The following is a 20,757-nucleotide window of genomic DNA, read 5'->3' as shown; positions in this document are numbered from 1 at the left end:
GCCCCCACAGATGCGTCCCTCCCGGATAGCGAAGGCCGGCGCGCGCAGACTCCCTGCGCTCGGCGTCGCCTTCTTCCTCGCACTCGGTCTCTTCGCACCCCAGGCCCACGCCGCCGACGCCCCTGCGGCCCACGCCTCGACCACCCCCACCGGCAAGGCGGCCGCACCGCGCTCCGTGCCCGTGCCCAAGTCCCCCGACACCCCGAAGGACGCCCGCCCGCTGGCCGCCGACGAGCAGGCCAAGGCGACCGCCCCGACGGCGGCCAGCACCACCGGGGCCGGCGTCGACACCAAGGCCGCCAAGGCCGCCAAGCAGCTCGCGGCCGCCCCCGCCTGCGACGTCTCCGCCTTCACCGGCAACACCGGGGCCGCGCTCGTCCAGCGGGTCGAGGCCGTTGGCCTCGACTGCGTCAACACGCTGTTCACCCTGACCGGCAACGACGCCAAGGCCGCGTTCAACGAGGCCCAGATGGCCACCGTCGCCAATGCCCTGCGGGACGTCTCCGCCACCTACCCCGGCGACGACTCCACCTCCGCCGGCCAGCTGGTCCTGTTCCTGCGCGCCGGCTACTACGTGCAGTGGTACAACCCTGACGTGGTCGGCCCGTACGGCACCACCCTGCAGACCGCCATCCGCGGCGCCCTCGACGGCTTCTTCGCCGCCCCGCACAGCAAGGACGTCACCGAGGCCAACGGCGCGACCCTCGCCGAGGCCGTCACCCTGATCGACAGCGCCCAGGAGAACGCCCGCTACACCGGCGTCGTCAAGCGCCTGCTCGCCGACTACACCGGCGCCTGGACCGGCTCGATGGCCACCGCCGTCGCCAACACCAAGACCGTCATCGAGCGCGGCTTCGACCTCCCCGCCTTCACCGCGGCCCTCCAGGCCGACCCCTCCTTCGCCACCACCATGGCGTCCTTCGTCACCCGCAACAGCTCCCAGCTGAACGGCTCCGACCTGGTCACCTCGATCGGCATCCAGATCGGCAACCTGGTCGCCAACGACGCCACCAAGGCCCAGGGCCGGCCGATCGTCAAGGACCTGGTCAACCGCTACCCGCTGGTCGGCGCCACCGCCCCGCTCACCATGAACCTGGTCTGGTTCGCGGAGAAGAAGGACACCGGCAACTGCGCCTACTACGGCACCTGCGACCTGGCCGCCCGGCTCGTCCCGCTCGTGCTCACCGTCGACCACACCTGCAACGCCAACCTGCGCATCCGCGCCCAGGACATGACCGCGCAGCAGCTCGCCGACACCTGCACCAGCCTGATCAACGAGGACCAGTTCTTCCACCAGGTGGTCAAGGACAACGGCCCGGTCGCCAACGACAACAACACCAGCCTTGAGGTCGTCGTCTTCGACGACTACTACAACTACAGCCTCTACGCCTGGAAGATGTACGACATCGCCGTCGACAACGGCGGCATGTACGAGGAGGGCGACCCGGCCAAGGCCGGCAACCAGGCCCGCTTCATCGCGCACGAGGCCGACTGGCTGCGCCCCGCCTTCCAGATCTGGAACCTCAACCACGAGTACACCCACTACCTCGACGGCCGCTACGACTTCTACGGCGACTTCGACGCCGGCATGACCACCCCGACCGTCTGGTGGGTCGAGGGCCTCGCCGAGTACATCTCGTACAGCTACCGGGGCGTCCACTACGACGCCGCCGTCGCCCAGGCCGGCAAGGGCACCTACGCGCTGAGCACCCTCTTCGACAACACCTACGACAACTCCGACTCCACCAAGGTCTACAACTGGGGCTACCTGGCCGTGCGCTACATGCTCCAGTCGCACCCGCAGGACGTCGACGCGCTCCTCGCCAAGTACCGCGTCGGCGACTGGAACGGCGCCCGCACCCTGCTCAAGACCACCATCGGCACCCGCTACGACGCCGACTTCGCCACCTGGCTCAAGGCCTGCGGCGCCGACAACTGCGGCAGCCTGCCCACCAGCCAGGCCCCGCTGTGCACCGCCGGCGACACCCGGCAGTACGACAAGAACTGCCGCCGCGACGGCGTCGCCGCCACCACCGGCAACTACAGCTACAACTTCCTCAACCTGCCCGCCGGCGTGAAGCAGCTGACCATCACCACCAGCGGCGGCACCGGCAACGCCGACCTCTACTACAACGGGGGTGCGTGGGCCACCACCGGGTCGAACCTGGCCAAGTCCACCAACGCCGGCAACGGCGAGACCCTCACCATCACCAACCCGCCGTCCGGCTGGGTGTACTTCAGCCTCTACGCCCAGCAGGGCTTCGGCGGCGTGACCGTCACCACCACGTACAACTGACCTGCGCATACCGAACATCGAGGAGGGCCCCGCGTGCGGCGGGGCCCTCCTCGCGCGTTCGGGCCCCTCGCACTCAGCCCTCCGCCGACCAGGTCACCACGGGCGGGCGGACGGCGGCGCACAGCGGACGGCCCTTGGCGTCCGTCAGGCGCAGCCGGGCCACCAGGACGCCGCGCTCCACCGCCGCCTCGACGACCTCCCGGTCGACCGCCGCCAGCAGCAGCTTGGCCCGGCGGAACAGCGCCCAGCCGTCGCCGTTCCCGGTCACCCAGTTCAGGTAGACGAACCGGGCGCCGGGACCGCCCTGCACGTACCGGCCGGTGAGGTCCACACCTCCGGCGAGGTCCGCACCTCCGGGTTCCGGCCTCGCCTCGCACTCCAGCGACCAGTGGGCGCGCGGCGCATCCCCCGGGAACAGGTCGAGCAACTCGGCCGGGCGGCCCCGGCGTTGGACGGCGACGTACAGGTCCCGGTAGCCCGGGAAGCCCGGCGCGGCGGCACACTCACGCCCCGGCAGGTCGGTGGCCTCAATCCTCAGCTCCATACCGATATGGTCCCCCACCGCACGCCTCGGGAAGTTATAACGATCGGCCATCTAATGCGCCGCACAATCCGGACCGGCGAGGAGGTCATCCTTTGTCAAAAGAGTGTCAGGAGCCCTAGCTTTCGGTTAAGGTCCGGAGTTAGATGAAAGTCGGTTCGGGGTTCCGATCGGAATACCGAATTTCCGCCAAGCCGCGGGCATCCTTGCTCCACCGTGCCTGCCATCCCGGGAATGGAGAGTACCCATGAAGATGATCAAGGCTATCGTGAAGAAGTTCAAGCGTGACGAGGACCTCGCCGACCACTCGTGGATCGCGCACGTCATCTGACGCATTGTCACCAACGGGGGCCGTGGCCGGGCCACGGCCGGGCCGCGGCCCCCGCCGGCGCTGCAGAGCGCCCCACCCTTTCACCTGCCCGGAGTTCCCCCGCCTGCCCGGAGTTCTCCGCCCGCCGGGGGAATCCATTCCATCGCCATTTCATTGGAGGCGGGATTCTCATGGAAGAAATGGCGCCGACAGCCGGGCGCAGCCATTCCATTGTTTACGCCCCGAAGATCCAGGACCTGCTGACCAGGGAAGAAAAGGTATTCCGGATCGACGCCCGCACGGTCGGCGTCTCCGACAGCGAGCTGATGGCCGAAATCGTCGCGGCGCGCCCCGTGCGGTCGGCGGAGCGCTCGGTCTACAAGCCCGCCGCGGGAGCGGACATCCACCACGACAGCGCGACCCGGACGATCCGCGCGCTGGGTCAGGACGTCATGGCGGGCATCAGGACCCCGCCGCCCCCGGCACGCGGGCTGTCCGGCGCCTGGCCCTACGCGGCCACCTCCTACCTGCGCCGATGGCTCTTCGCGTCCGACCCGCTGCCGGTCTCCCTCCTGTCGAAACGCGGCGTCACCCGCTCCGACCGGCTCTCCCGGATCGTCGACCGCGCCGTCACCGTCTGGCCGGGATCCGCCGCCGAGGGCAGGAGCACCGCGCTGGCCGGGCAGATCCGCGACGCCTCCGACACCCGGGAGCGGAGGCAGGCCATCGCGCTGTACCGGCGGTCGACGGCCACCCTCTGCGACGGGGTGGCCGCACTGGCCGGCAACGCCCTGTGGCTCATGGGGCCGGACCGGGAGCGGGAGGGCGCCCGCGCCCACCTCACCGAGGTCCTGTGGGAGACCCTGCGGCTGCTCCCGCCCGCGTGGATGCTGTTCCGCAACGACGGCCACGCCTACACCGGACTGCACCCCGAGATCCGCCCCGAGGACCGCGTCGCGCTCTTCCCGCTCCTGATGCACCGCCACCCGGAGCACTGGTCCGACCCGCTGGAGTTCCGGCCCGAACGGTGGGCCGGGGTGGCGGACCCGGAGAGGACGCCCGGGTTCATGCCGTTCGGCTTCGACGGGGCCCGCTGCTGGGCCAAGCACCTGGTCGTACCCCTGGCCGAACGCCTGCTGAACGTCGCCTTCGACCACCGGCTCGCCATTCGCGGCCCGCAGCAGGAGACGCACGTCCCCCTGCGCTCCCTGCTCTCCGTACGGTTCGACGCCGCGGCCAGGGCCTGACCCGCGAGCCCCGAACACCCTGACACCACGGGACACACCATGGAATCGCCCACGCTGGCCGACTGGGTCGGCGACGTCCGGAGCTTCACCGGCCACCAGTGGCAGCGCAAGCCCGCGGTCTTCACGCCGGAGAGACTCGCCTCGCCGTTCGACCTGGACGCGTTGGACGCCGCCTTCGACACGGGGCTGCTGCGCACCCCCTACCTGGAGATGGTCCGCTCCACCAAGGTGACCGTCCCGCCCGAGGCCTACACCACGTCACGCACGGTCAACGGCACCGCGTACCACGGCTTCGCCGACCGCGCGAAGGTCCTCGCGCTCCTGGGCGTCGGGGCGACGCTGCTGCTGCGCTGCGTCGACCAGTGGCACCGCCCGACGGGCGAGCTCGTGGCGCGGCTGTCCGAAGAGCTCGACCGGCGGGTGGAGGCGTTCTTCTTCGTCACGCCCGCCGGCGGCCAGGGCCTCGCGGTGCACCGCGACGACGCCGACGTGTTCGTCCTCCAGGCGGCCGGACACAAGACCTGGTACGTCCACGACGCGCCGACCGCAGCGGATTGGACGCCGGGAGAACTCCCCGACGACGAGCACTCCCCGCGGCTCCTGCACAGCGTCCTCGAACCCGGCAGCGTGCTCTACGTCCCGCGCGGCTTCGCGCACCGCGCGGTCGGCGCCGCCGGCCTCTCCGCCCACCTGTCCCTCACGATCCGCGACATCTCCGTGCCGGACCTGCGGGCCGCCCTGGAGCAGCGGTTGACGGACGGGCTGGACCTCCCGGCGCGCCCCCTGGGCGAGGCCGCGATCGACGACTCCTGCGCCGCGCTGCTCGACCACGTCCGGACGAGGCTCGACACGATCGAACCGGAGGACCTGCGGCTCGCCGCCCGGGCCGCGCAGGCACGGGCGGCCCGGGCGGAGGCGGCGGCCGAGAACGCGGAGCGCGCGGAGACGTTCGCCGAGGCGGCCCGGACCTGGGAAGGCGGCGGGACCGGCGCCGGGCGGGCCGGGCTGGCGTCCGTCAGCCGCACCTGGCGCAGGCTGCGCGACGCGGCCCGCACCACGCACTGACGCACTGGCCCACCGGCGCTCTGACTCACCGACCCACTGGCGCAGGGCCGTCAACGAGACCCCGCGCGTCCGGCGGGCGCCTCCCGTCCTCCGTACCGCCGTGACGACGACGGTACGGAGGACGGTCAGCACCGGCCCTCGCCGGCCGAGGACGTCAGACCCGCTGCGCCGGGACCGTCCGGTCCCGCTGGAGGTCCAGCAGCTCACGGAACAGCCCGTCCGGGCGCGCCGCCAGCTCCGTCCAGGTGCCGGTCTGCACGATCCGGCCCCGGTCCATCACGATCACCCGGTCCGCCACCGCCGCGTTGGCGATGTTGTGCGTCACCAGCAGCGTGATCCGCCCCGGGGCGAGGGCGCGCAGCGCGTGCAGGATGCGGTGCTCGGCGCGCGGGTCCAGGTCCGAGGTCGGCTCGTCCAGGATCAGCAGCCCCGGGCTGCGCACCGTCCGGTACAGCGCCCGGGCCACCGCCGCCCGCTGCCAGCCGCCGCCCGACAACTCGGCGCCGCCCCACCAGCCCTGGGCCAGCAGCGTGCGCCAGCCCGACCGCAGCCGGGCCACGATCTCGTCGAAACCCGTCCGCGCGGCCGCCCGCTCCACGTCCGCCATCACCTGCTCGGTGAGGTGCCCCAGGTGGACGTTCTCGGCCGCCCCCAGCGGCCAGCGCGCGAACTCCTGCGGCACCCGGGCCACCCGCGACCACATGCCGTCCGCGTCCAGTTCCTGCACCGGCACGCCGTCCCAGCAGATCCGGCCGGACTGCGGCAGGTAGAGGCCGGACAGCAGCTTCAGCAGCGTCGACTTGCCGCTGCCGTTCTGCCCGATCACCGCCACCACCTCCCCGGCCCGCAGCGTCATGCTGACCCCGCACAGCGCCGGTTCCTGCTGCTCGCCGGGGTAGGCGTGCCCGAGGTCCGCGACCTCCACCAGTTGCGGCGCGTCCGGCACGATCCCGCCGCGCCGGATCCGGTGGCCGCCGGCCTCGTCCAGGAAGGTGAAGTAGTCGTCCAGGTACAGGCCCATCCGGTACAGCCGGGCGCCGTTGCCGACCAGGCCCTGCAACCCGGACGAGGCCGTCCGCAGCGCGAACGTCGCCGTACCCGCCGCCGCCAGGTCGATCCGGCCGCTCGCCACCAGGTACAGCAGCGTGCCCCAGACCAGCGCGCTGCCCGCCCCCGTGCCCAGCGAGGCCAGCAGGGAGACCTTCGCCGCCTCCCTGGTCGCCCGGTCCGTCGCCTCGACGATCTTCTCCTCGGCGCGGCGGTACTTGGCCATCAGGAACGGCGTGACCTGGTCCGAACGGACCTGGTCCGCGCGGGTCTTGTCGATCAGGAACCAGCGGTAGACGCGCAGCGCGCCACGGTCCTCGTTGGTGGCCACCGCCGCCAGGTAGTGGATCCGGGCCGTCCGGACGGCCGCCACCCCGGTCGGCACCGAACCCAGCAGCAGCAGCGGCACCAGCCACGGGTGGAGCGTCGCCAGGACACCCGCCGCAGCGGCCAGCGAGACCGTCGAGGCGATCACGTCCTGGGCGTTGGAGAGCAGATCCGGCGTGGTCGAGGCACCCCGGTCGGCCGCCTCCCACTGCTCGTTGTACGCGGGCTCGTCGTACGCCCGCAGCTCGGCCGCGCACCCGGCGGCGATCAGCGCCAGCTCCGCCTCCCGGGTGACCCTCGGCGACACCCGGCCGGACAGCCCCACCACCGCGATCCCCAGCACCGCGCGCAGCGCAGCCGAGACGGTCAGCAGGAGCAGCGACGGCGCGGCGGTCCGCAGGTGCTCCCCCACCGGGCCCGCCACCAGCAGCGCGCCCAGGGCGCCGGTCGTCGCGTACAGCGCCAACGCCCCAAACACGCCCGCCAGCGCCTGGCACACCAGCAGCAGCACGGTGGACGTCCGGTCCGCCGCCCACGCCAGCGCCAGCGCGCGGCGCACCAGGTGCGGGAGGCGGCGCAGCATCGCGCTCGCCGACATCGACGCGCCGGCCTCGGCGCGGCGGTCGCCGGGGAAGCGCAGGCGCAGTTCCTCGTCGTGCCGATCCTGATCCTGGTCGTGCTGGTCCTGATCCTGGTCGTGGTCAGGCGGGGTACGGTCGGGCGGGGTGTGGGGCTTCTCGGGCTTCACGATCTGTTCGGACACAGTGCTCCCTGCTCCCTGGTACGGCGGCCGGTGGCCGCAGCGGATCCGCGCGCGGGCAGCCCTCACCGCCGTGTGGGCGTGTGGGGTCGGCAGCGGTGCCGGAGGGCACTCTGCGAGGGGCTGGCTGCGGTGCGGACCCCGATCCTGGCAGCGGTCCGCCGGGCCGTCCGGCGTGTCCCGGCCGGTCTCACTCGATCCGGGCGATTCCGTGTCGGCGGCGGCGAGTTGGTGGCAATCGATCACCGGGAGGGTCCGCGATGTTCGATTCAGGGGTCGGTTGCGGTGCACTCCGGACGTGCGGTCCGACGATCACATGAACGTTCCGGTCGAGCCCGCGCGGCCCGACCTCGCCGACCTTGCCGACCTCGCCGACCGTCTCAGCGGGTCGGCGGGTGGAGCGCGAGGAGGGAGGGGGTGGTGGGGTCGGCGAGGCGGAGCAGGCCGTGGCCGGTGCCGGCGAGGCCGACCATCAGGGAGGGGCTGTGGACGCCGTGCGGGAGGCCGCAGATCCAGCCGCGGGTGTCGAGGTCGTCGAGGGTGGCGTGGGCCTGCCGCAGGGCGGCGGTGCGCCAGCGGTCGCCGGCGAGGAGGAGGGGTTCGAGGTTGCCGAAGTCGCCGTGGCAGAGCGAGAAGTTGTGGCCGAAGCCCTCGCGGAGGACGGTGGTCAGGGCGGTGTCGCGTTCGGCGAGGAGCAACTCGCGGGCTTCGGGGAGGAGTTCGGCGAGTTCGGTGCGGGCGAGCGCGATGCCCGAGGCGCCGTGGCACCAGAGGGCGGGGTAGTGGGGCGCGTCGGGGCCGTCGTCCTCGCGGACGTCGCGCCAGTTGGCGGCGGCCGGGTCGAACAGGGTGCGTTCGTACGCGACGGCGGCGAGGGCGAGTTGGGGCAGCCGGGGATCACCGAGGTACCGGCCGGCGCGGGCGAGCGCCCAGGCGATGCCGGAGCCGCCGTGCGCGAAACCGGCCAGCGGGCGCTTGACGATGTCGGCGAGGGAGACGGGCAGCCAACCGGCGCCGCCTTCGGGGTACGGCGCGGCGGCCCGGACGAGGCGTTCGGCGCAGGCGGCGAGGGCATCGGTGACGGCGGGGCCGGGGCGGACGGCCGCCCAGGCGAGCAGTCCGCCGATGGTGCCCGCGTTGCCGGCGAGGAGGTCGTGCTGGGCGTCGTCGGCGGCGAGGGCGGCGCTGCGGCGCACCACCTGGGCGGCCAGGGCGTCGAGTTCGGCGTCGGGGTGGTGAGCGGCGAGGTGGGCGAGGGTGTAGAGGACGCCGCCGACGCCGGAGAGGCCGCCGCCGAGGCGGTCGGCACGTCGCCGGATTTGATGACGCAGCGTCAGTTCAGCTGCCTGGGCGGTGTTTCGGTGCTCGCGATCGCCGGTGACGGTGGCGAGCTGGTGGAGGAAGAGGGTGACGCCGGCCGTCCCGCTGTAGAGGTCGGGGCCGAGTTCGGCGGGTGCCCAGCGGCCGGGCGGGGTCCAGTTGGGGCCGGCCCAGGCGAGGTCCGCGCTCCCCCGGTAGGCCTCGCGGAGGAGTTGTTCGCCGGCGTCGACGGCTTTGGCGAGGGCGCGGGAGGCCAGGTCCAGGCCTTCGGCGGGCTTCCCGGGTTGCGCGGGAGGGGACGTGGCCGGGTGGCGGCGCGGCTCGCGGGCGCCGTCCGCGGTGGTCACCGACAGGCGCAGCAGCTGGAGTTGGCGGGCCAGGTCCGGTTCGCCGAGGGCGTCCGCCTTGGCGAGGGCGAGGTCGAGTGCGGGCCGGTCGGTGACGCCGGGGATCAGGGCTCCGGTGGAGGAGCGGGCGTCGACGCCGTCGGGGCGGATGGTGAAGACCGGGACGTCCCCGCGCCAGAGGTCGGCGCGCTCGTGGTCGACGTAGGCGAGCGCGTGCTCCTCCCAGGCGGGGAGCGCCCAGAGCCGGTCGAAGTGGCGGTCCTGGTCGAGGCCGTCGCGGAGCAGGTCGGGGTGGCAGGCGGTGGCGAGCAGGCTGCGGTACTCGAAGGTGTCGCGGCGGAGCATCCTGGTCTCGTCGGCGGCGAACGCCCGGATGAGATCCCGGAGTTCGCCCTTGTGGGTGGCGAGCAGCCGGTAGGCCTCGGTAAAGCCGGCTTCGAGTTCGCCGACGTGGTCGGCCAGGCGCAGCGGCCGCCCGGGCGGGACGGGCCGGCTGCCGGGCGCCGCGACGGGCATCCGGCGGTACTCCAGGCGGAGCCGGTCGGTGCCCTGGTCGACCAGGACGGGGGCCGGGCGCGGCGGGAGGCTGCCCGGATCCCAGCCGAGGGCGGAGAGGTCGGTGCCGCCGTTGCCCTCGTCCCACATGCGCTCGGGCAGCAGGCCGGAGCGCAGCACCGAGTGCCGGGCCTCGTGGCGGGCGAGCCGTTCGGACTCGGAGAGGTCCTTGGCGGGTTCGGGCAGGTCGGGGTGGAACAGCGCTTCCAGGTCGATCAGGACCGGCTGGTCGCGGACGGCGATCAGGTTCTGGGCGTGGCAGTCGACCGCGTCGAGGGTGTGGAGCAGCGCGGCGAGGGTGCCGGCGCGGTGGTAGAAGTCGCTCAACTCGGCGTCGTCGCGGGCTGGTTCGGCGGTGGCGTGGGCGACCCAGCCGTAGCCGTCGCGGGCCAGGTGGGCGAGGTCGTGCAGCGGCAGCCGGAGTCGGGGGTTGAGCCAGCGCAGGAGGTGCTGGAAGTGCGTCTCGGCGCCGAGCGGGCGCGGCTTGTAGACGATCCGGGTGCCGTGTTCGAAGCGCAGGGCGCTGACGGTGGCGCCGCCCCGGTGCGGGTCGCCGAGGCCGGTGGCGAGTTCGGTGAGGCGGCCGAGCGGGCGGCCGTCGGCGAAGGTGCGGGCGAGGGCGGGGAGGTCGGCGGCGAGGCGGCGGTACAGGGTGAGGCAGGTGGCGGTCCACTGTTCGGCGGCGGTGGCCAGCCGGTACGCCAGCACCGGGTATTCGGCGAGGAGTCGGACGGCGCGGCCGGGTTCGGTGAGCCGGTCGAGGAAGTTCCGGTACCGCTGCTCGGGGGTGTCTCCGGTCAACTCGCCGGAGAGACGGGCGACGTGGAGTTCGGTGATGACGGTGCGGACGGCTGTGGTGTGCGCGGTCGCGGTGAGTGCGGGCAGGACGAGGGCGGTGAGCTGGTCGGGGGTACCGAGGGTGGCGGGGCCGGGGGTGGCGGCGTCCGCGGTGGCGGGGCCGAGTTCGGCGAGGCCGGTGCGCAGGCGGTCGCGGGCGTCGGCGAGCAGTGGGGCGACGAGCCGGGCGAAGGCGTGCTCCTCGGGGAGGTCGAGGGTGTGCCCGGCCTCGAAGGCGGCGGCGAGGCGTTCGGCCCAGGCGGGGGTGCCGAGGCGGTCCGCGAGGTCGGCCGGGTGTTCGGCGAGCAGGGCGCGCAGCCCGTCCGGGTCGAGGCGGTCGGCGGCGAGGCGGCGCTCGAACCAGTCGTCCCGGTCGAAGGGCGGCTGGGCGCGCCAGCGGTCGAGGATCCGTCCGGCGCGGTCGGCCCGTTCAGTCTGTTCGGCGCGTTGGGCGTCCGGGTCGGGCAGCGGACCGCGGGCGGCGAGCGGGACGGCTCGGGCGGCGGCCCGCCGGATTTCGGACGCGTCAACCACGGGCGGTCTCTCCATGCTCGGTTCGTGCGCGACGGTTGCGGTGCTTCGTGCCCGACGGTTGCGGTACCGGACGTACGCGCCCCGGCGGTGCGGCCGGGGCGCGCGTTCATCGGCCGGGTCGTGCGTCCGCGACGCAGGCTCCGGCGGTGCGGCCGGGGTCCGCGCCGCGGACGGCGGACTCAGAAGCTGCAGACGTGGGCGCAGCTGCTCCAGCCACCACAGGTGCTGGCCTGCACCGCGGCGGTCACGTAGACCTCGTCCGCCAGGTCGCCGGCCGGGTGGACCTGGTGGCCCTGGCCGAGGGTGAGCCGGAAGTCCTCGTCCTTGAGCGCGCGGACCTGCTCTGCCGTGGGCTGCATGGTGCCTCCTTCAGACATTCGGGTCTGGCACGGTCGTGCCGGGTCGGGATCCTGGCACCGCCCCACCCGCCGCACCAGGGGTGTGCCTTGCACCGGGCACAATTTTGGCCAGGGTCGAAATAGGGACGAGGCCTCCCCTGCCCGTCCCGCTCCCGCAGGCCGCGCCCGTGCCCCGGCTCGCCCGTCGGACCTCGCATCGCCCTACACCTGTCCGGAATCCAGACCACGACGGGGAACTGAACCGGGCCCCACGTTTGAACGGCCGGGCCCCGGGCAGTCCGCGCCGCCCGTCGCTCCTGTGGCCGGGCCGGGCACTGAAGGTCACGATGGAATCCGGCGACCCCCGCCCCCGGCCCGATCGGAGCGCGATGAGCGAGCAGCACAACGTCGTCCTGCTGACCTTCCCGGACGCCACCGCGTGGCGGGCGGCCTTCGACGAGGCGCAGCACCTGCCGGGCCTGCGGCAGCTGGCGGCCCTGGAGCGCAGCGCCGACGGCCTGTTGGAGATCCAGGACACCTTCACCCGGGGCGCGGGCGTGACCACCGTCAGCTCCGGCGTCCTCGGCGGCCTGGTGGGCCTGGTCGGCGGGCCGATCGGCGTCCTGCTCGGCTTCGCGGCGGGTGCGGCGCTCGGCAACGCCGCCGAGGAGGGCCGGGCGACGGAGGGCGGCGCCGGGCTGATCATGCTCTCGCCCCGCGTCCCGGACGGCGGCGCGCTGCTCGTCCTGGAGCTCCGGGAGTCCTCTCCCGACCGGGCCGACGACCTGGCCTCCCGGCACGGGGCCACGGTCGAGCGGATCGACGCGCAGGCCTTCGCCGAGCAGGTCCGGGCCGCCGAGCACAAGGCGGAGCAGGACACGGCGGAACAGGACCCGGCGGAGCAGAACGCAGCAGAGCAGGACACGGCGGAGGAGCCCAAGGCGGAGGGTCACCGGCCCGACAAGGGCGCCTGACCCGCCGCCCGACCCCTCACTCGACCCCTCACTCGGCCCGCAGCGCCTCGACCGTCCGCGCCCGGGCCGCCCGGACGGCGGGCAGCAGCGCCCCGAGCACCGCGATCAGCACGCCGCCGAGCCCGAGCAGCGCCAGCACCGGCGTGCCGAACACGTCGAGGGCCGAGGCGGGGAAGCGGAGCCCGGCGCTGCGCCCCATGGCGGGCACCGTCAGCCGGTGCAGCAGCAGCCCGACCGGGAGGCCGCTCGCGCCGCCGAGCGCGCCGACCAGGACGACCGGGGCGAGCGCCCCGCCCACGGTCTGCGCCGGGGTCATGCCGAGCGCCTTGGCGACGCCCGCGTCCCGCTTCCGCTCCCGGATCTCCAGGACGACGGTGTTGAACACCCCGAGCCCGGCGACCACGACGAGCAGCGCGGTGAGCGTGGCGGTGAGGGAGTTCAGGGCGGCGATCGAGCCGCTGGAGCCGTGCGACCCGCCTGCCTCGGCCGTCATCCGCACCGGGGCGAGGGCGGCACCGAGGGCGGTGGCGTAGGCGGCGCGGTCGGTGCCGGGCTTCAGCGCGACGGACCAGGAGTCCGGGTGCGGGGCGGCGCCGGGCGGGTAGCCGGCGGCGTCGGTGAACAGTTCGTTGGTCTGCATGTGCGGGTCGAAGACCTCACCGACGATCCGGACGGTGACCGCCCTGCCGTGGGAGGTGAAGGCGACCTGGTCGCCGAGCGCCACCGAGGCCTCGGTGAGGAAGGTGGCCGGGGCGACGGCCTCGCCCGGGGCCCGGAACCAGCGCCCGGAGACCATCCGGTAGCCGGCCCCGGTCGCGTCGCCGTCGAACGCGGTCACCCTGGTGCTCCCCGCGACGCCGGGGACCGTCACGTCCTCGGTGCCGTCGCCGAAGTAGCCGGCCGTGCCCGGCTGGGCGTCCAGGGCGGCGGTGACGGTGGCCGGGTCGGCGGCGACCGGCCTGGCGGGAGGCGTCGCCCCGGGCGGGCCGACGGGCCGCTGCGGGTGCACGACGACATCCGCGGTGTCGTGGTCCTTCGCCGCCTGCACCCAGGTCATCGTCCCGCCCATGCCCACCGCGAAGACCGCGGCCGCCGTGCCGAACAGCACGGCCGCGAGCATCCCGGCGGCCCGGGCCGGGCGGGCGAAGGGCTGGGCGAGGCCGAGGCTCAGCGGCCGGGGCAGCGGCAGCCGGGCGGCCAGCTCGGCGGCGCGGGCCGCCGCCCGGTCCCGCCGGGTGCCGCCCGCCGTACGGCCGACGGCGAGCGCGTCCACCGTGCGCAGCCGTCCGGCGCGGGCGGCGGCGGCCCAGGCGACCAGGGCGACGGCCGCCAGGGTGCCGCCGGCCACCGCGACGTCCACCCAGGGGGCGATGCCGGAGGTGCTGGTGCCGTAGATCCGCCCGGTGGTGGCGAGCACCGGGAGGGTCAGCAGGTTGCCCGCGACCACACCGAGCAGCGTGCCGACGGTGGCCGGGATCAGTGCCTGGGCGACGTACGCGCGGACCACCTGGGCGGGCGTGCAGCCGAGCGCCTTGAGCACGCCGATCCGCCGGGTGGCGGTGCCGACGGCTCCGGCCACCACGTTCCCCGCCACCAGGACCGACATCGCCATGCCGAGCAGGCCGAAGGCGACCATGAACGGCAGGAACATCGCGGTGTTGCGGTCGGAGCCCTGCTTGGCGGTGAGCCAGGACTGGGCGCCGGTCAGCGCACCGGCGGGTGCGGCGGCGGCGACGGCGGCCCGGTCGGCGGCGAGCGCCTCGGCGGTGGCCGCCTGTGTGAAGCGGTAGAGCATCTCGTAGCCGGGGGTGCTGCCGGGCGCGGTGAGCGCGGCGAGGCCGTCCGGCGTCACCCAGGCGTCGGCGGTGCGGCTGACGGACCGGCCGAAGCCGACGACGGTGAGGGTCGGCGCGCCCGGCAGGCCGGGCAGGCGCAGTGTGCCGCCGACCTCCCGGACGGGGCTGCCGTAGCTCGCGTCGAGCACCACCTCCCCCGGCTTCTTGGGCCAACTTCCGTGCAGTAGCTCGATGTTGTCCACACCGCCGGCGGCATCGGCGCGGCCCGCGACGGTCATCGGCTCCATCCCCTCCCCGTCCGTGCCGGTCGCGCCGGTCGCGCCTGGGCCCGGTTCGGGATCGACGGTGACGGTGCGGAACGGCCCGGCGGCGGCCGCCACCCCGGGGGCGTGCGCGGTGTCGGCGAGTTGGGCGGCGGTGGCCCGGGCGCCGTCGAAGCGCGCGGTGAGGTGGGCGCCGTGCTGGCCGCCGAAGGCCTGGTCGAAGGGCTGCTGCGAGGCGACCAGCAGCGAGCCGCCGAGGACGGAGCAGGTGGTGGCCACCAGAGCGGCCAGCCCGATCACGACGGACTGCGTGCGGCGCCGGCGGACACCCGCGCGCACCACCCTGCCCAGCGCGGTCATGCCGCCACCGCCGAGTCCGAGGCGATCCGGCCGTCCCGCATCCGGACCGTGCGGGTGGCGCAGTCCTCGGCGAGGGCCAGGTCGTGGGTGACGATCAGGATGGTCTGGCCGTCCTCGTGCAGCTCCCGGAACAGCTCCTTGACGTCCTCGCCGGAGGCCGAGTCCAGCGCGCCGGTCGGCTCGTCGGCCAGCAGCAGCGTCGGCCTGTTCATCAACGCCCTTGCCACCGCGACGCGTTGGCGCTCACCACCGGAGAGCCGGGCCGGGTGGGCGCGGGCGTGCCGGTCGATGCCGAGCGACTCCAGCAGCTCTGCGGCCCGGCGCCGGGCCTCGGCGCGCGGGACGCCCGCGAGTTCGCCGGCGAGCACCACGTTGTCGGCCACGGTGAGGTCGTCCAGCAGGTTGAAGAACTGGAACACCATGCCGATCGTGCCGCGCCGGTAGCGGGCCGAGCCCGCCTCGCTCAGCCGGTCGACCCGGACCCCGGCCACGGTGACCGTCCCGGCGCTCGGCCGGTCCAGCCCGGCCACCAGGTTGAGCAGGGTGGACTTCCCGCTGCCGGACGGGCCGAGCACCGCCACCGACTCCCCCGCCCGCACGCTCAGCGTGACCTCGTCCAGCGCCGCCCGCGCGCCCTCGTAGTGGCGGCTCACACCGCTCAGTTCGATCACCGGATCGCTGCTCATTCCCCGCTCCTCGTACGTTCCCGCCTGGTGGACGACACGAAGGTACGGACGGGCGGCGCGCACCCGCGTCCGTCGCCCGGGGCAACTTCGCTACCCCGTCCGGGCGACCCGGCGCGGCGTCATCCTTGCGAGGTAGTCGCCGGGTGTAGCGGCCACCGCCGCCCGAGGGGCTGTCCCCGACGGCCCCCGGCCCCCACAATGTCCCGGTGATCAACCTCCCGACAGCGGCGCGGCTACGCGCGGCGGCCCGCCTGGCCGAACCCCCGGGCGCCGCGCCGCCGCCCCGGCCGACCCGGCGCGGCCAGGCCTTCGACCTGGCCCTGGCCCTGTTCCTCGCCTTCGCCTGCGCCCGCTACGCCACCACCGCGAGCAGGGGTCACGGCACCGACTGGTACGGGCCGATGCTGCTGGTGCCGCTCGTGCCGCTGCCGCTGGTGCTGCGCCGCCGCCTCCCGCTGACGGTGCTGTGGGCGGTGCTGCCGGCCGCGCTGCTGGTGCGTCACCAGTCGGAGGACATCGCGTACGCGGCCGGCGTGGCCGTCATCGTCGCCACCTACAGCGCCGCCGCGTACGGGCGCCGCCCGGCGGCGCTGCTGCCGAGCCTGCCGGCGGCCGCCGTGACGCTGGTGGTGCTCTTCGACGACGCCAAGCTGCCGCACTTCCCCAACGCGGTGATCGCGCTGCTGGTCCTGGTGCCGGTGTTCGCGGTCGCCTACGAACTGCGGATGTGGCGCCGCCGGGTGGACGAGGAGCGCGAACGGCTGTCCGCCCTGGAGCGCGGGCGGCTGGCCGCGCTGGAGCACGCGGTGGAGCTCGAACGGGCGCGGATCGCCCGGGAGTTGCACGACGTGGTGACGCACAACGTGAGCATGATGACGATCCAGGCCGGGGCCGCCCGCAAGATCCTGGACAGCGCCCCGGACAAGGCCCGCGAGGCGATGGCCGCGGTGGAGGCCGGCGGTCGCGCCGCGATGACCGAACTGCGCCAGGTCATGGGCCTGTTGACGATCGACTCGGAGACCGGCGACGACCCGGCCGCGACCGCCGATCTCAGCCCGCAGCCGGGCCTGGGCCGACTGGGCGCGCTGGTCGACGGCGTCCGGCGGGCCGGACTGCCGGTCGAGCTGACCGTCACCGGGGAGCGCCGGGCCGTCCCGCCCGGGGTCGAACTCGCCGCCTACCGCGTGGTCCAGGAGGCGCTCACCAACACCGTCAAGCACGCGGGCGGCGCGGATGCCGCGGTGACCGTCGAGTACGCCCCCGGCCACCTGCGGGTGGAGGTCACCGACACCGGCGGCCGGACCACCGGCGCCGCCGCGACCGGCAACGGCCGCGGCCTGATCGGCCTGCGCGAACGCCTCGCCGTCTACGGCGGCACCCTGCACACCGGCCCCCGGCCGCGCGGCGGCTACCGCGTCAAGGCCCTGATCCCCCTGGAGAGTTCATGAGCGAGCAGGCGCTGCGCGTGGTGGTGGCCGACGACCAGGCCCTGGTCCGCACCGGGTTCCGGCTGATCCTCGAATCGGAGGGGATCGAGGTGGTCGCCGAGGCCGAGGGCGGCGAGCAGGCCGTCGCCGCCGTCCGCCGCACCCGCCCGGACGTCGTCCTGATGGACATCCGGATGCCCGGCCTGGACGGGCTGGAGGCCACCCGCCGGATCCTCGCCGACACCGGCCCGGCGGACCACCCGCCGCGGGTGATCATGCTGACCACCTTCGACCTCGACCAGTACGTCTACGCCGCGATGGCGGCCGGGGCGAGCGGCTTCCTGCTCAAGGACGTCACCCCGGAGCACCTGGCCGCCGCCGTCCGGCTGGTCCGCACCGGCGACGCGCTGCTGGCCCCGGCGATCACCCGCCGCCTGGTCGAACGCTTCGCCCGCCCGGACACCCCCGCCGCCGCCCCGCACCGCGAACTGGCCGCGCTCACCCCGCGCGAGCGGGAGGTGATGGGCCTGCTCGCCCGCGGCCTCAGCAACGCCGAACTCGCCGCCCGGCTCCAGCTCTCCGAGGCGACCGTCAAGACGCACGTGGCCCGGATCCTCGGCAAGCTGAACCTGCGGGACCGGGCCCAGGCGGTGGTCGCCGCCTACGAGACCGGGCTGGTCAGCGTCGGCACTGCGGCGCAACCCCGGTAGCGGTCCGCCATCGGCCCGGAGGCGTGCACCTCCGGGCCGATGGCGGGCTGACGCCGACCCCCGTCGGCCGCCCGGGAACCCGGGATCGGACGATCGCGGGCTCAGGCGGTCGCGGGCTCAGGCGACGTCGAACCGGTCCAGGTTCATCACCTTGACCCAGGCCGCGACGAAGTCCGCCACGAACTTCTCCTTCGCGTCGTCGCTCGCGTAGACCTCGGCGACGGCGCGCAGTTCGGAGTTGGAGCCGAAGACCAGGTCGGCCCGGGTGCCGGTCCACTTGAGCGCGCCGGTGGCCGCGTCCCGGCCCTCGAAGGTGTGCCCGTCCTCCGAGGTGGCCTTCCACTCCGTGCCCAGGTCCAGCAGGTTGACGAAGAAGTCGTTCGTCAGGGCCTCGGGGGTCCCGGTGAGGACGCCGTGCGGGGACTGCTGGTAGTTGGCGCCCAGCACGCGCAGGCCGCCGACCAGGACGGTCAGTTCGGGCGCGCTCAGGGTCAGCAGGTTCGCCTTGTCGAGCAGCAGGTACTCGGCGGCCAGCCGGCTGCCCTTGCCCACGTAGTTGCGGAAGCCGTCCGAGGTCGGCTCCATCGCCGCGAAGGAGTCGACGTCGGTGAGCTCCTGCGTCGCGTCCGCCCGGCCGGGCGTGAACGGCACCACCACGTCGCGGCCGGCCGCCCGGGCGGCCTTCTCCACGCCGACGCCGCCGGCCAGCACCACCACGTCCGCCAGCGAGACCTGCTTGGCACCGGACCGGGCGTTGAACTCCTGCTGCACGCCCTCCAGGGTGCGCAGCACCGAGGCCAGCCGGTCCGGCTCGTTGACCTCCCAGCCGATCTGCGGCTGGAGCCGGATCCGGCCGCCGTTGGCGCCGCCGCGCTTGTCGCTGCCGCGGAACGAGGAGGCCGCCGCCCACGCGGTGGACACCAGCTCGGACACCGACAGCCCGGAGGCGGCGATCCGCTCCCGCAGGGCGGCGACGTCCGCGGCGTCGATCTGCTGGTAGCCGACCGCGGGCAGCGGGTCCTGCCACACCAGTTGCTCGCTCGGGACCTCCGCGCCGACGTAGCGGGCGACCGGGCCCATGTCGCGGTGGGTCAGCTTGAACCAGGCGCGGGCGAAGGCGTCCGCGAGCTGCTCGGGGTGCTCCAGGAAGCGCCGGGAGATCGGCTCGTAGACCGGGTCCAGGCGCAGCGAGAGGTCAGTGGTCAGCATCGTCGGGGCGTGCCGCTTGGACGGGTCGTGGGCGTCCGGGACGGTGCCCGCTCCGGCGCCGCCCTTCGGCTTCCACTGGAAGGCGCCGGCCGGGCTCTTGGCCAGCTCCCACTCGTAGCCGAACAGCGTCTCGAAGAAGCTGTTGTCCCAGGTCACCGGGGTGGCCGTCCAGGCACCCTCCAGGCCGCTGGTGATCGCGTCCGCGCCCTTGCCGGTGCGGAAGGTGCTCTTCCAGCCGAGGCCCTGCTGCTCGATCGGGGCGTCCTCGGGGTCGGGGCCGACGTTGTCCGCCGGGCCCGCGCCGTGGGTCTTGCCGAAGGTGTGGCCGCCGGCGATCAGCGCGACGGTCTCCTCGTCGTTCATCGCCATCCGGTAGAAGGTCTCGCGGATGTCGCGGGCGGCGGCGAGCGGGTCCGGGGTGCCGTTGGGGCCCTCGGGGTTGACGTAGATCAGGCCCATCTGGACGGCGGCGAGCGGGCGCTCCAGCTGGCGGTCGCCGGTGTAGCGCTCGTCGCCGAGCCAGGTGGTCTCCGGGCCCCAGTAGACGTCCTCGTCCGGCTCCCACTCGTCCACGCGGCCGCCGCCGAAGCCGAAGGTCTCGAAGCCCATCGACTCCAGGGCGACGTTCCCGGCCAGGATCATCAGGTCGGCCCAGGAGAGGTTGCGGCCGTACTTCTTCTTCACCGGCCACAGCAGGCGGCGGGCCTTGTCCAGGCTGGCGTTGTCGGGCCAGCTGTTCAGCGGGGCGAAGCGCTGCTGCCCGGCGCCGGCGCCGCCGCGGCCGTCGCTGATCCGGTAGGTGCCCGCGCTGTGCCACGCCATCCGGATGATGAAGGGGCCGTAGTGCCCGTAGTCGGCCGGCCACCACGCGTGCGAGGTGGTGAGGGCCGTCTCGATGTCCCGCTTCACGGTCGGAAGGTCGAGGGATCCGAACGCCGCGGCGTAGTCGAAGTCCGCGCCGAGCGGATTCGCCACGGCCGGATTCTTCGCGAGGATCTTCAGATTGAGCCGCTCCGGCCACCACTGGCGGTTTCCGCCGCCCTGGGTGGGGTGCGGCGCGCGCCCGTGGGCCACCGGGCAGCCCCCCGTGCCCTCCGCCTGCGGCTCGGGTTCGGTAACGATGGGATCGTGGTTCTCAGACATGGAAATCCTTCCCTACAAGGCGGATCACGGTGTCTTGACTGCTACTTCCTGCTACCCAGGCTATCGCCGGAGCCGATCCTACGATGGACACGATCCACGTCAAGATTGACACCAAACCCATATCCGATCGGGAACCGGAGAGAAGCCGCAATCACTTGGTAAAATCCGGTCCTCCCATTGACCTGAATAGGTGAACCGATATGAGTGACCTGCTGGAACGACTGCGCGGACGCGGCTGGCGCCTCACCTCCCAGCGGCGTGTCGTGGCGGAGGTCCTGGACGGCGAGCACGTTCACCTCACCGCCGACGAGGTCCACGCCCGAGCCGCCGAACGCCTGCCCGAGATCTCCCGGGCCACCGTCTACAACACCCTCGGCGAACTGGTCACCCTCGGTGAGGTCACCGAGGTCTCCACCGACGGCCGGGCCAAGCGCTACGACCCCAACGCCCACCACCCGCACCAGCACCTCGTCTGCACCCACTGCGGCACCATCCGCGACGTCCACCCCACCGACGACCCCCTCACCGCCCTCCCCGCCGACCAGCGCTTCGGCTTCACCGTCACCGACGCCGCCGTCACCTACCGCGGCCTCTGCCCGACCTGCGCGGGCTGACCACCGCCTGACCACCGCCTGACCACCGCCTGACCACGGGCTGACCACGGG

14 protein-coding genes are annotated in these 20,757 nt (G+C 74.0%); 7 read left to right on the top strand and 7 right to left on the bottom strand.

Features of this window, described 5'->3' with window-relative positions:
* The first annotated feature begins 10 nt into the window (after window positions 1-10).
* The gene (locus tag ACFWPI_RS04995; RefSeq protein WP_380375397.1) at window positions 11-2,296 is read left to right on the top strand and encodes a M9 family metallopeptidase; all 2,286 of its coding nucleotides are present in this window, start codon (window positions 11-13) and stop codon (window positions 2,294-2,296) included.
* Between the two features lie 73 nt (window positions 2,297-2,369).
* Here ACFWPI_RS04995 and ACFWPI_RS04990 read toward each other — a convergent pair whose 3' ends face one another.
* Window positions 2,370-2,840, bottom strand: coding sequence for a DUF5990 family protein (locus ACFWPI_RS04990; RefSeq protein WP_380375395.1), 471 nt, complete (start codon window positions 2,838-2,840; stop codon window positions 2,370-2,372).
* 507 nt (window positions 2,841-3,347) lie between these two features.
* On the opposite strand from ACFWPI_RS04990, the gene ACFWPI_RS04985 reads away from it, so the two are divergent.
* Together ACFWPI_RS04985 and ACFWPI_RS04980 are read left to right on the top strand one after the other, a co-directional pair.
* Window positions 3,348-4,394: a cytochrome P450 gene (locus tag ACFWPI_RS04985; protein WP_380375394.1), complete on the top strand. Its 1,047-nt coding sequence runs from the start codon at window positions 3,348-3,350 to the stop codon at window positions 4,392-4,394.
* A gap of 39 nt (window positions 4,395-4,433) precedes the next feature.
* Window positions 4,434-5,459, top strand: coding sequence for a JmjC domain-containing protein (locus ACFWPI_RS04980; RefSeq protein ID WP_380375392.1), 1,026 nt, complete (start codon window positions 4,434-4,436; stop codon window positions 5,457-5,459).
* A gap of 154 nt (window positions 5,460-5,613) precedes the next feature.
* Here the strand turns inward: ACFWPI_RS04980 and ACFWPI_RS04975 are convergent, their stop codons facing one another.
* From ACFWPI_RS04975 to ACFWPI_RS04965, 3 genes are all read right to left on the bottom strand, one after another.
* Window positions 5,614-7,596, bottom strand: coding sequence for an ATP-binding cassette domain-containing protein (locus tag ACFWPI_RS04975; protein ID WP_380375390.1), 1,983 nt, complete (start codon window positions 7,594-7,596; stop codon window positions 5,614-5,616).
* Window positions 7,597-7,973: 377 nt separating this feature from the next.
* A complete protein-coding gene (locus ACFWPI_RS04970) occupies window positions 7,974-11,186 on the bottom strand; it encodes a type 2 lanthipeptide synthetase LanM family protein (protein ID WP_380375388.1) in 3,213 nt (1,070 codons plus the stop codon).
* A gap of 179 nt (window positions 11,187-11,365) precedes the next feature.
* Window positions 11,366-11,545, bottom strand: coding sequence for a hypothetical protein (locus ACFWPI_RS04965; RefSeq protein ID WP_380375386.1), 180 nt, complete (start codon window positions 11,543-11,545; stop codon window positions 11,366-11,368).
* A gap of 368 nt (window positions 11,546-11,913) precedes the next feature.
* Here ACFWPI_RS04965 and ACFWPI_RS04960 point away from each other — a divergent pair, with 368 nt between their 5' ends.
* Window positions 11,914-12,498: a hypothetical protein gene (locus ACFWPI_RS04960; RefSeq protein WP_380375384.1), complete on the top strand. Its 585-nt coding sequence runs from the start codon at window positions 11,914-11,916 to the stop codon at window positions 12,496-12,498.
* Window positions 12,499-12,526: 28 nt separating this feature from the next.
* On the opposite strand, the gene ACFWPI_RS04955 is transcribed toward ACFWPI_RS04960, so the two are convergent.
* Together ACFWPI_RS04955 and ACFWPI_RS04950 are read right to left on the bottom strand one after the other, a co-directional pair.
* Entirely contained in the window at window positions 12,527-14,917 is a 2,391-nt protein-coding gene (locus tag ACFWPI_RS04955; RefSeq protein ID WP_380375382.1) for an FtsX-like permease family protein, read from the bottom strand.
* Window positions 14,914-15,603 carry an ABC transporter ATP-binding protein gene (locus tag ACFWPI_RS04950; RefSeq protein ID WP_380375381.1) on the bottom strand — a complete coding sequence of 230 codons (690 nt, stop codon included), beginning with the start codon at window positions 15,601-15,603 and terminating at the stop codon, window positions 14,914-14,916. The genes ACFWPI_RS04955 and ACFWPI_RS04950 overlap by 4 nt, the downstream gene beginning before the upstream one ends.
* 206 nt (window positions 15,604-15,809) lie before the next feature.
* On the opposite strand from ACFWPI_RS04950, the gene ACFWPI_RS04945 reads away from it, so the two are divergent.
* Together ACFWPI_RS04945 and ACFWPI_RS04940 are read left to right on the top strand one after the other, a co-directional pair.
* Complete coding sequence (locus ACFWPI_RS04945; protein ID WP_380375379.1) at window positions 15,810-17,051, top strand: sensor histidine kinase; 1,242 nt, start codon at window positions 15,810-15,812, stop codon at window positions 17,049-17,051.
* Window positions 17,048-17,740: a response regulator gene (locus ACFWPI_RS04940; protein ID WP_380375377.1), complete on the top strand. Its 693-nt coding sequence runs from the start codon at window positions 17,048-17,050 to the stop codon at window positions 17,738-17,740. Before ACFWPI_RS04945 ends, ACFWPI_RS04940 begins: the two co-directional genes overlap by 4 nt.
* A 117-nt stretch (window positions 17,741-17,857) precedes the next feature.
* On the opposite strand, the gene katG is transcribed toward ACFWPI_RS04940, so the two are convergent.
* Window positions 17,858-20,092: a catalase/peroxidase HPI gene (gene katG / locus ACFWPI_RS04935; protein ID WP_380375375.1), complete on the bottom strand. Its 2,235-nt coding sequence runs from the start codon at window positions 20,090-20,092 to the stop codon at window positions 17,858-17,860.
* Window positions 20,093-20,292: 200 nt separating this feature from the next.
* Between katG and ACFWPI_RS04930 the strand changes: the two genes are divergently transcribed.
* Window positions 20,293-20,706, top strand: a complete 414-nt coding sequence (locus ACFWPI_RS04930) for a Fur family transcriptional regulator (RefSeq protein ID WP_363376909.1) — start codon at window positions 20,293-20,295, stop codon at window positions 20,704-20,706.
* Window positions 20,707-20,757: the final 51 nt, after the last annotated feature.

It is taken from the genome of Kitasatospora sp. NPDC058492, assembly GCF_042720685.1.
Lineage (GTDB): Bacteria > Actinomycetota > Actinomycetes > Streptomycetales > Streptomycetaceae > Kitasatospora.
The sequence above is the reverse complement of the archived record's forward strand: the minus strand, read 5'-3'. Positions and strand labels throughout refer to the sequence as shown.

Bases quoted from the DNA above. Each gene is read 5' to 3' on its own strand.
- ACFWPI_RS04955 (WP_380375382.1), bottom strand. From the start codon at position 14,917: ATGACCGCGCTGGGCAGGGTGGTGCGCGCGGGTGTCCGCCGGCGCCGC.
- katG (WP_380375375.1), bottom strand. From the start codon at position 20,092: ATGTCTGAGAACCACGATCCCATCGTTACCGAACCCGAGCCGCAGGCG.
- ACFWPI_RS04950 (WP_380375381.1), bottom strand. From the start codon at position 15,603: ATGAGCAGCGATCCGGTGATCGAACTGAGCGGTGTGAGCCGCCACTAC.
- ACFWPI_RS04930 (WP_363376909.1), top strand. From the start codon at position 20,293: ATGAGTGACCTGCTGGAACGACTGCGCGGACGCGGCTGGCGCCTCACC.
- ACFWPI_RS04980 (WP_380375392.1), top strand. From the start codon at position 4,434: ATGGAATCGCCCACGCTGGCCGACTGGGTCGGCGACGTCCGGAGCTTC.
- ACFWPI_RS04995 (WP_380375397.1), top strand. From the start codon at position 11: ATGCGTCCCTCCCGGATAGCGAAGGCCGGCGCGCGCAGACTCCCTGCG.
- ACFWPI_RS04990 (WP_380375395.1), bottom strand. From the start codon at position 2,840: ATGGAGCTGAGGATTGAGGCCACCGACCTGCCGGGGCGTGAGTGTGCC.
- ACFWPI_RS04965 (WP_380375386.1), bottom strand. From the start codon at position 11,545: ATGCAGCCCACGGCAGAGCAGGTCCGCGCGCTCAAGGACGAGGACTTC.
- ACFWPI_RS04960 (WP_380375384.1), top strand. From the start codon at position 11,914: ATGAGCGAGCAGCACAACGTCGTCCTGCTGACCTTCCCGGACGCCACC.
- ACFWPI_RS04940 (WP_380375377.1), top strand. From the start codon at position 17,048: ATGAGCGAGCAGGCGCTGCGCGTGGTGGTGGCCGACGACCAGGCCCTG.
- ACFWPI_RS04985 (WP_380375394.1), top strand. From the start codon at position 3,348: ATGGCGCCGACAGCCGGGCGCAGCCATTCCATTGTTTACGCCCCGAAG.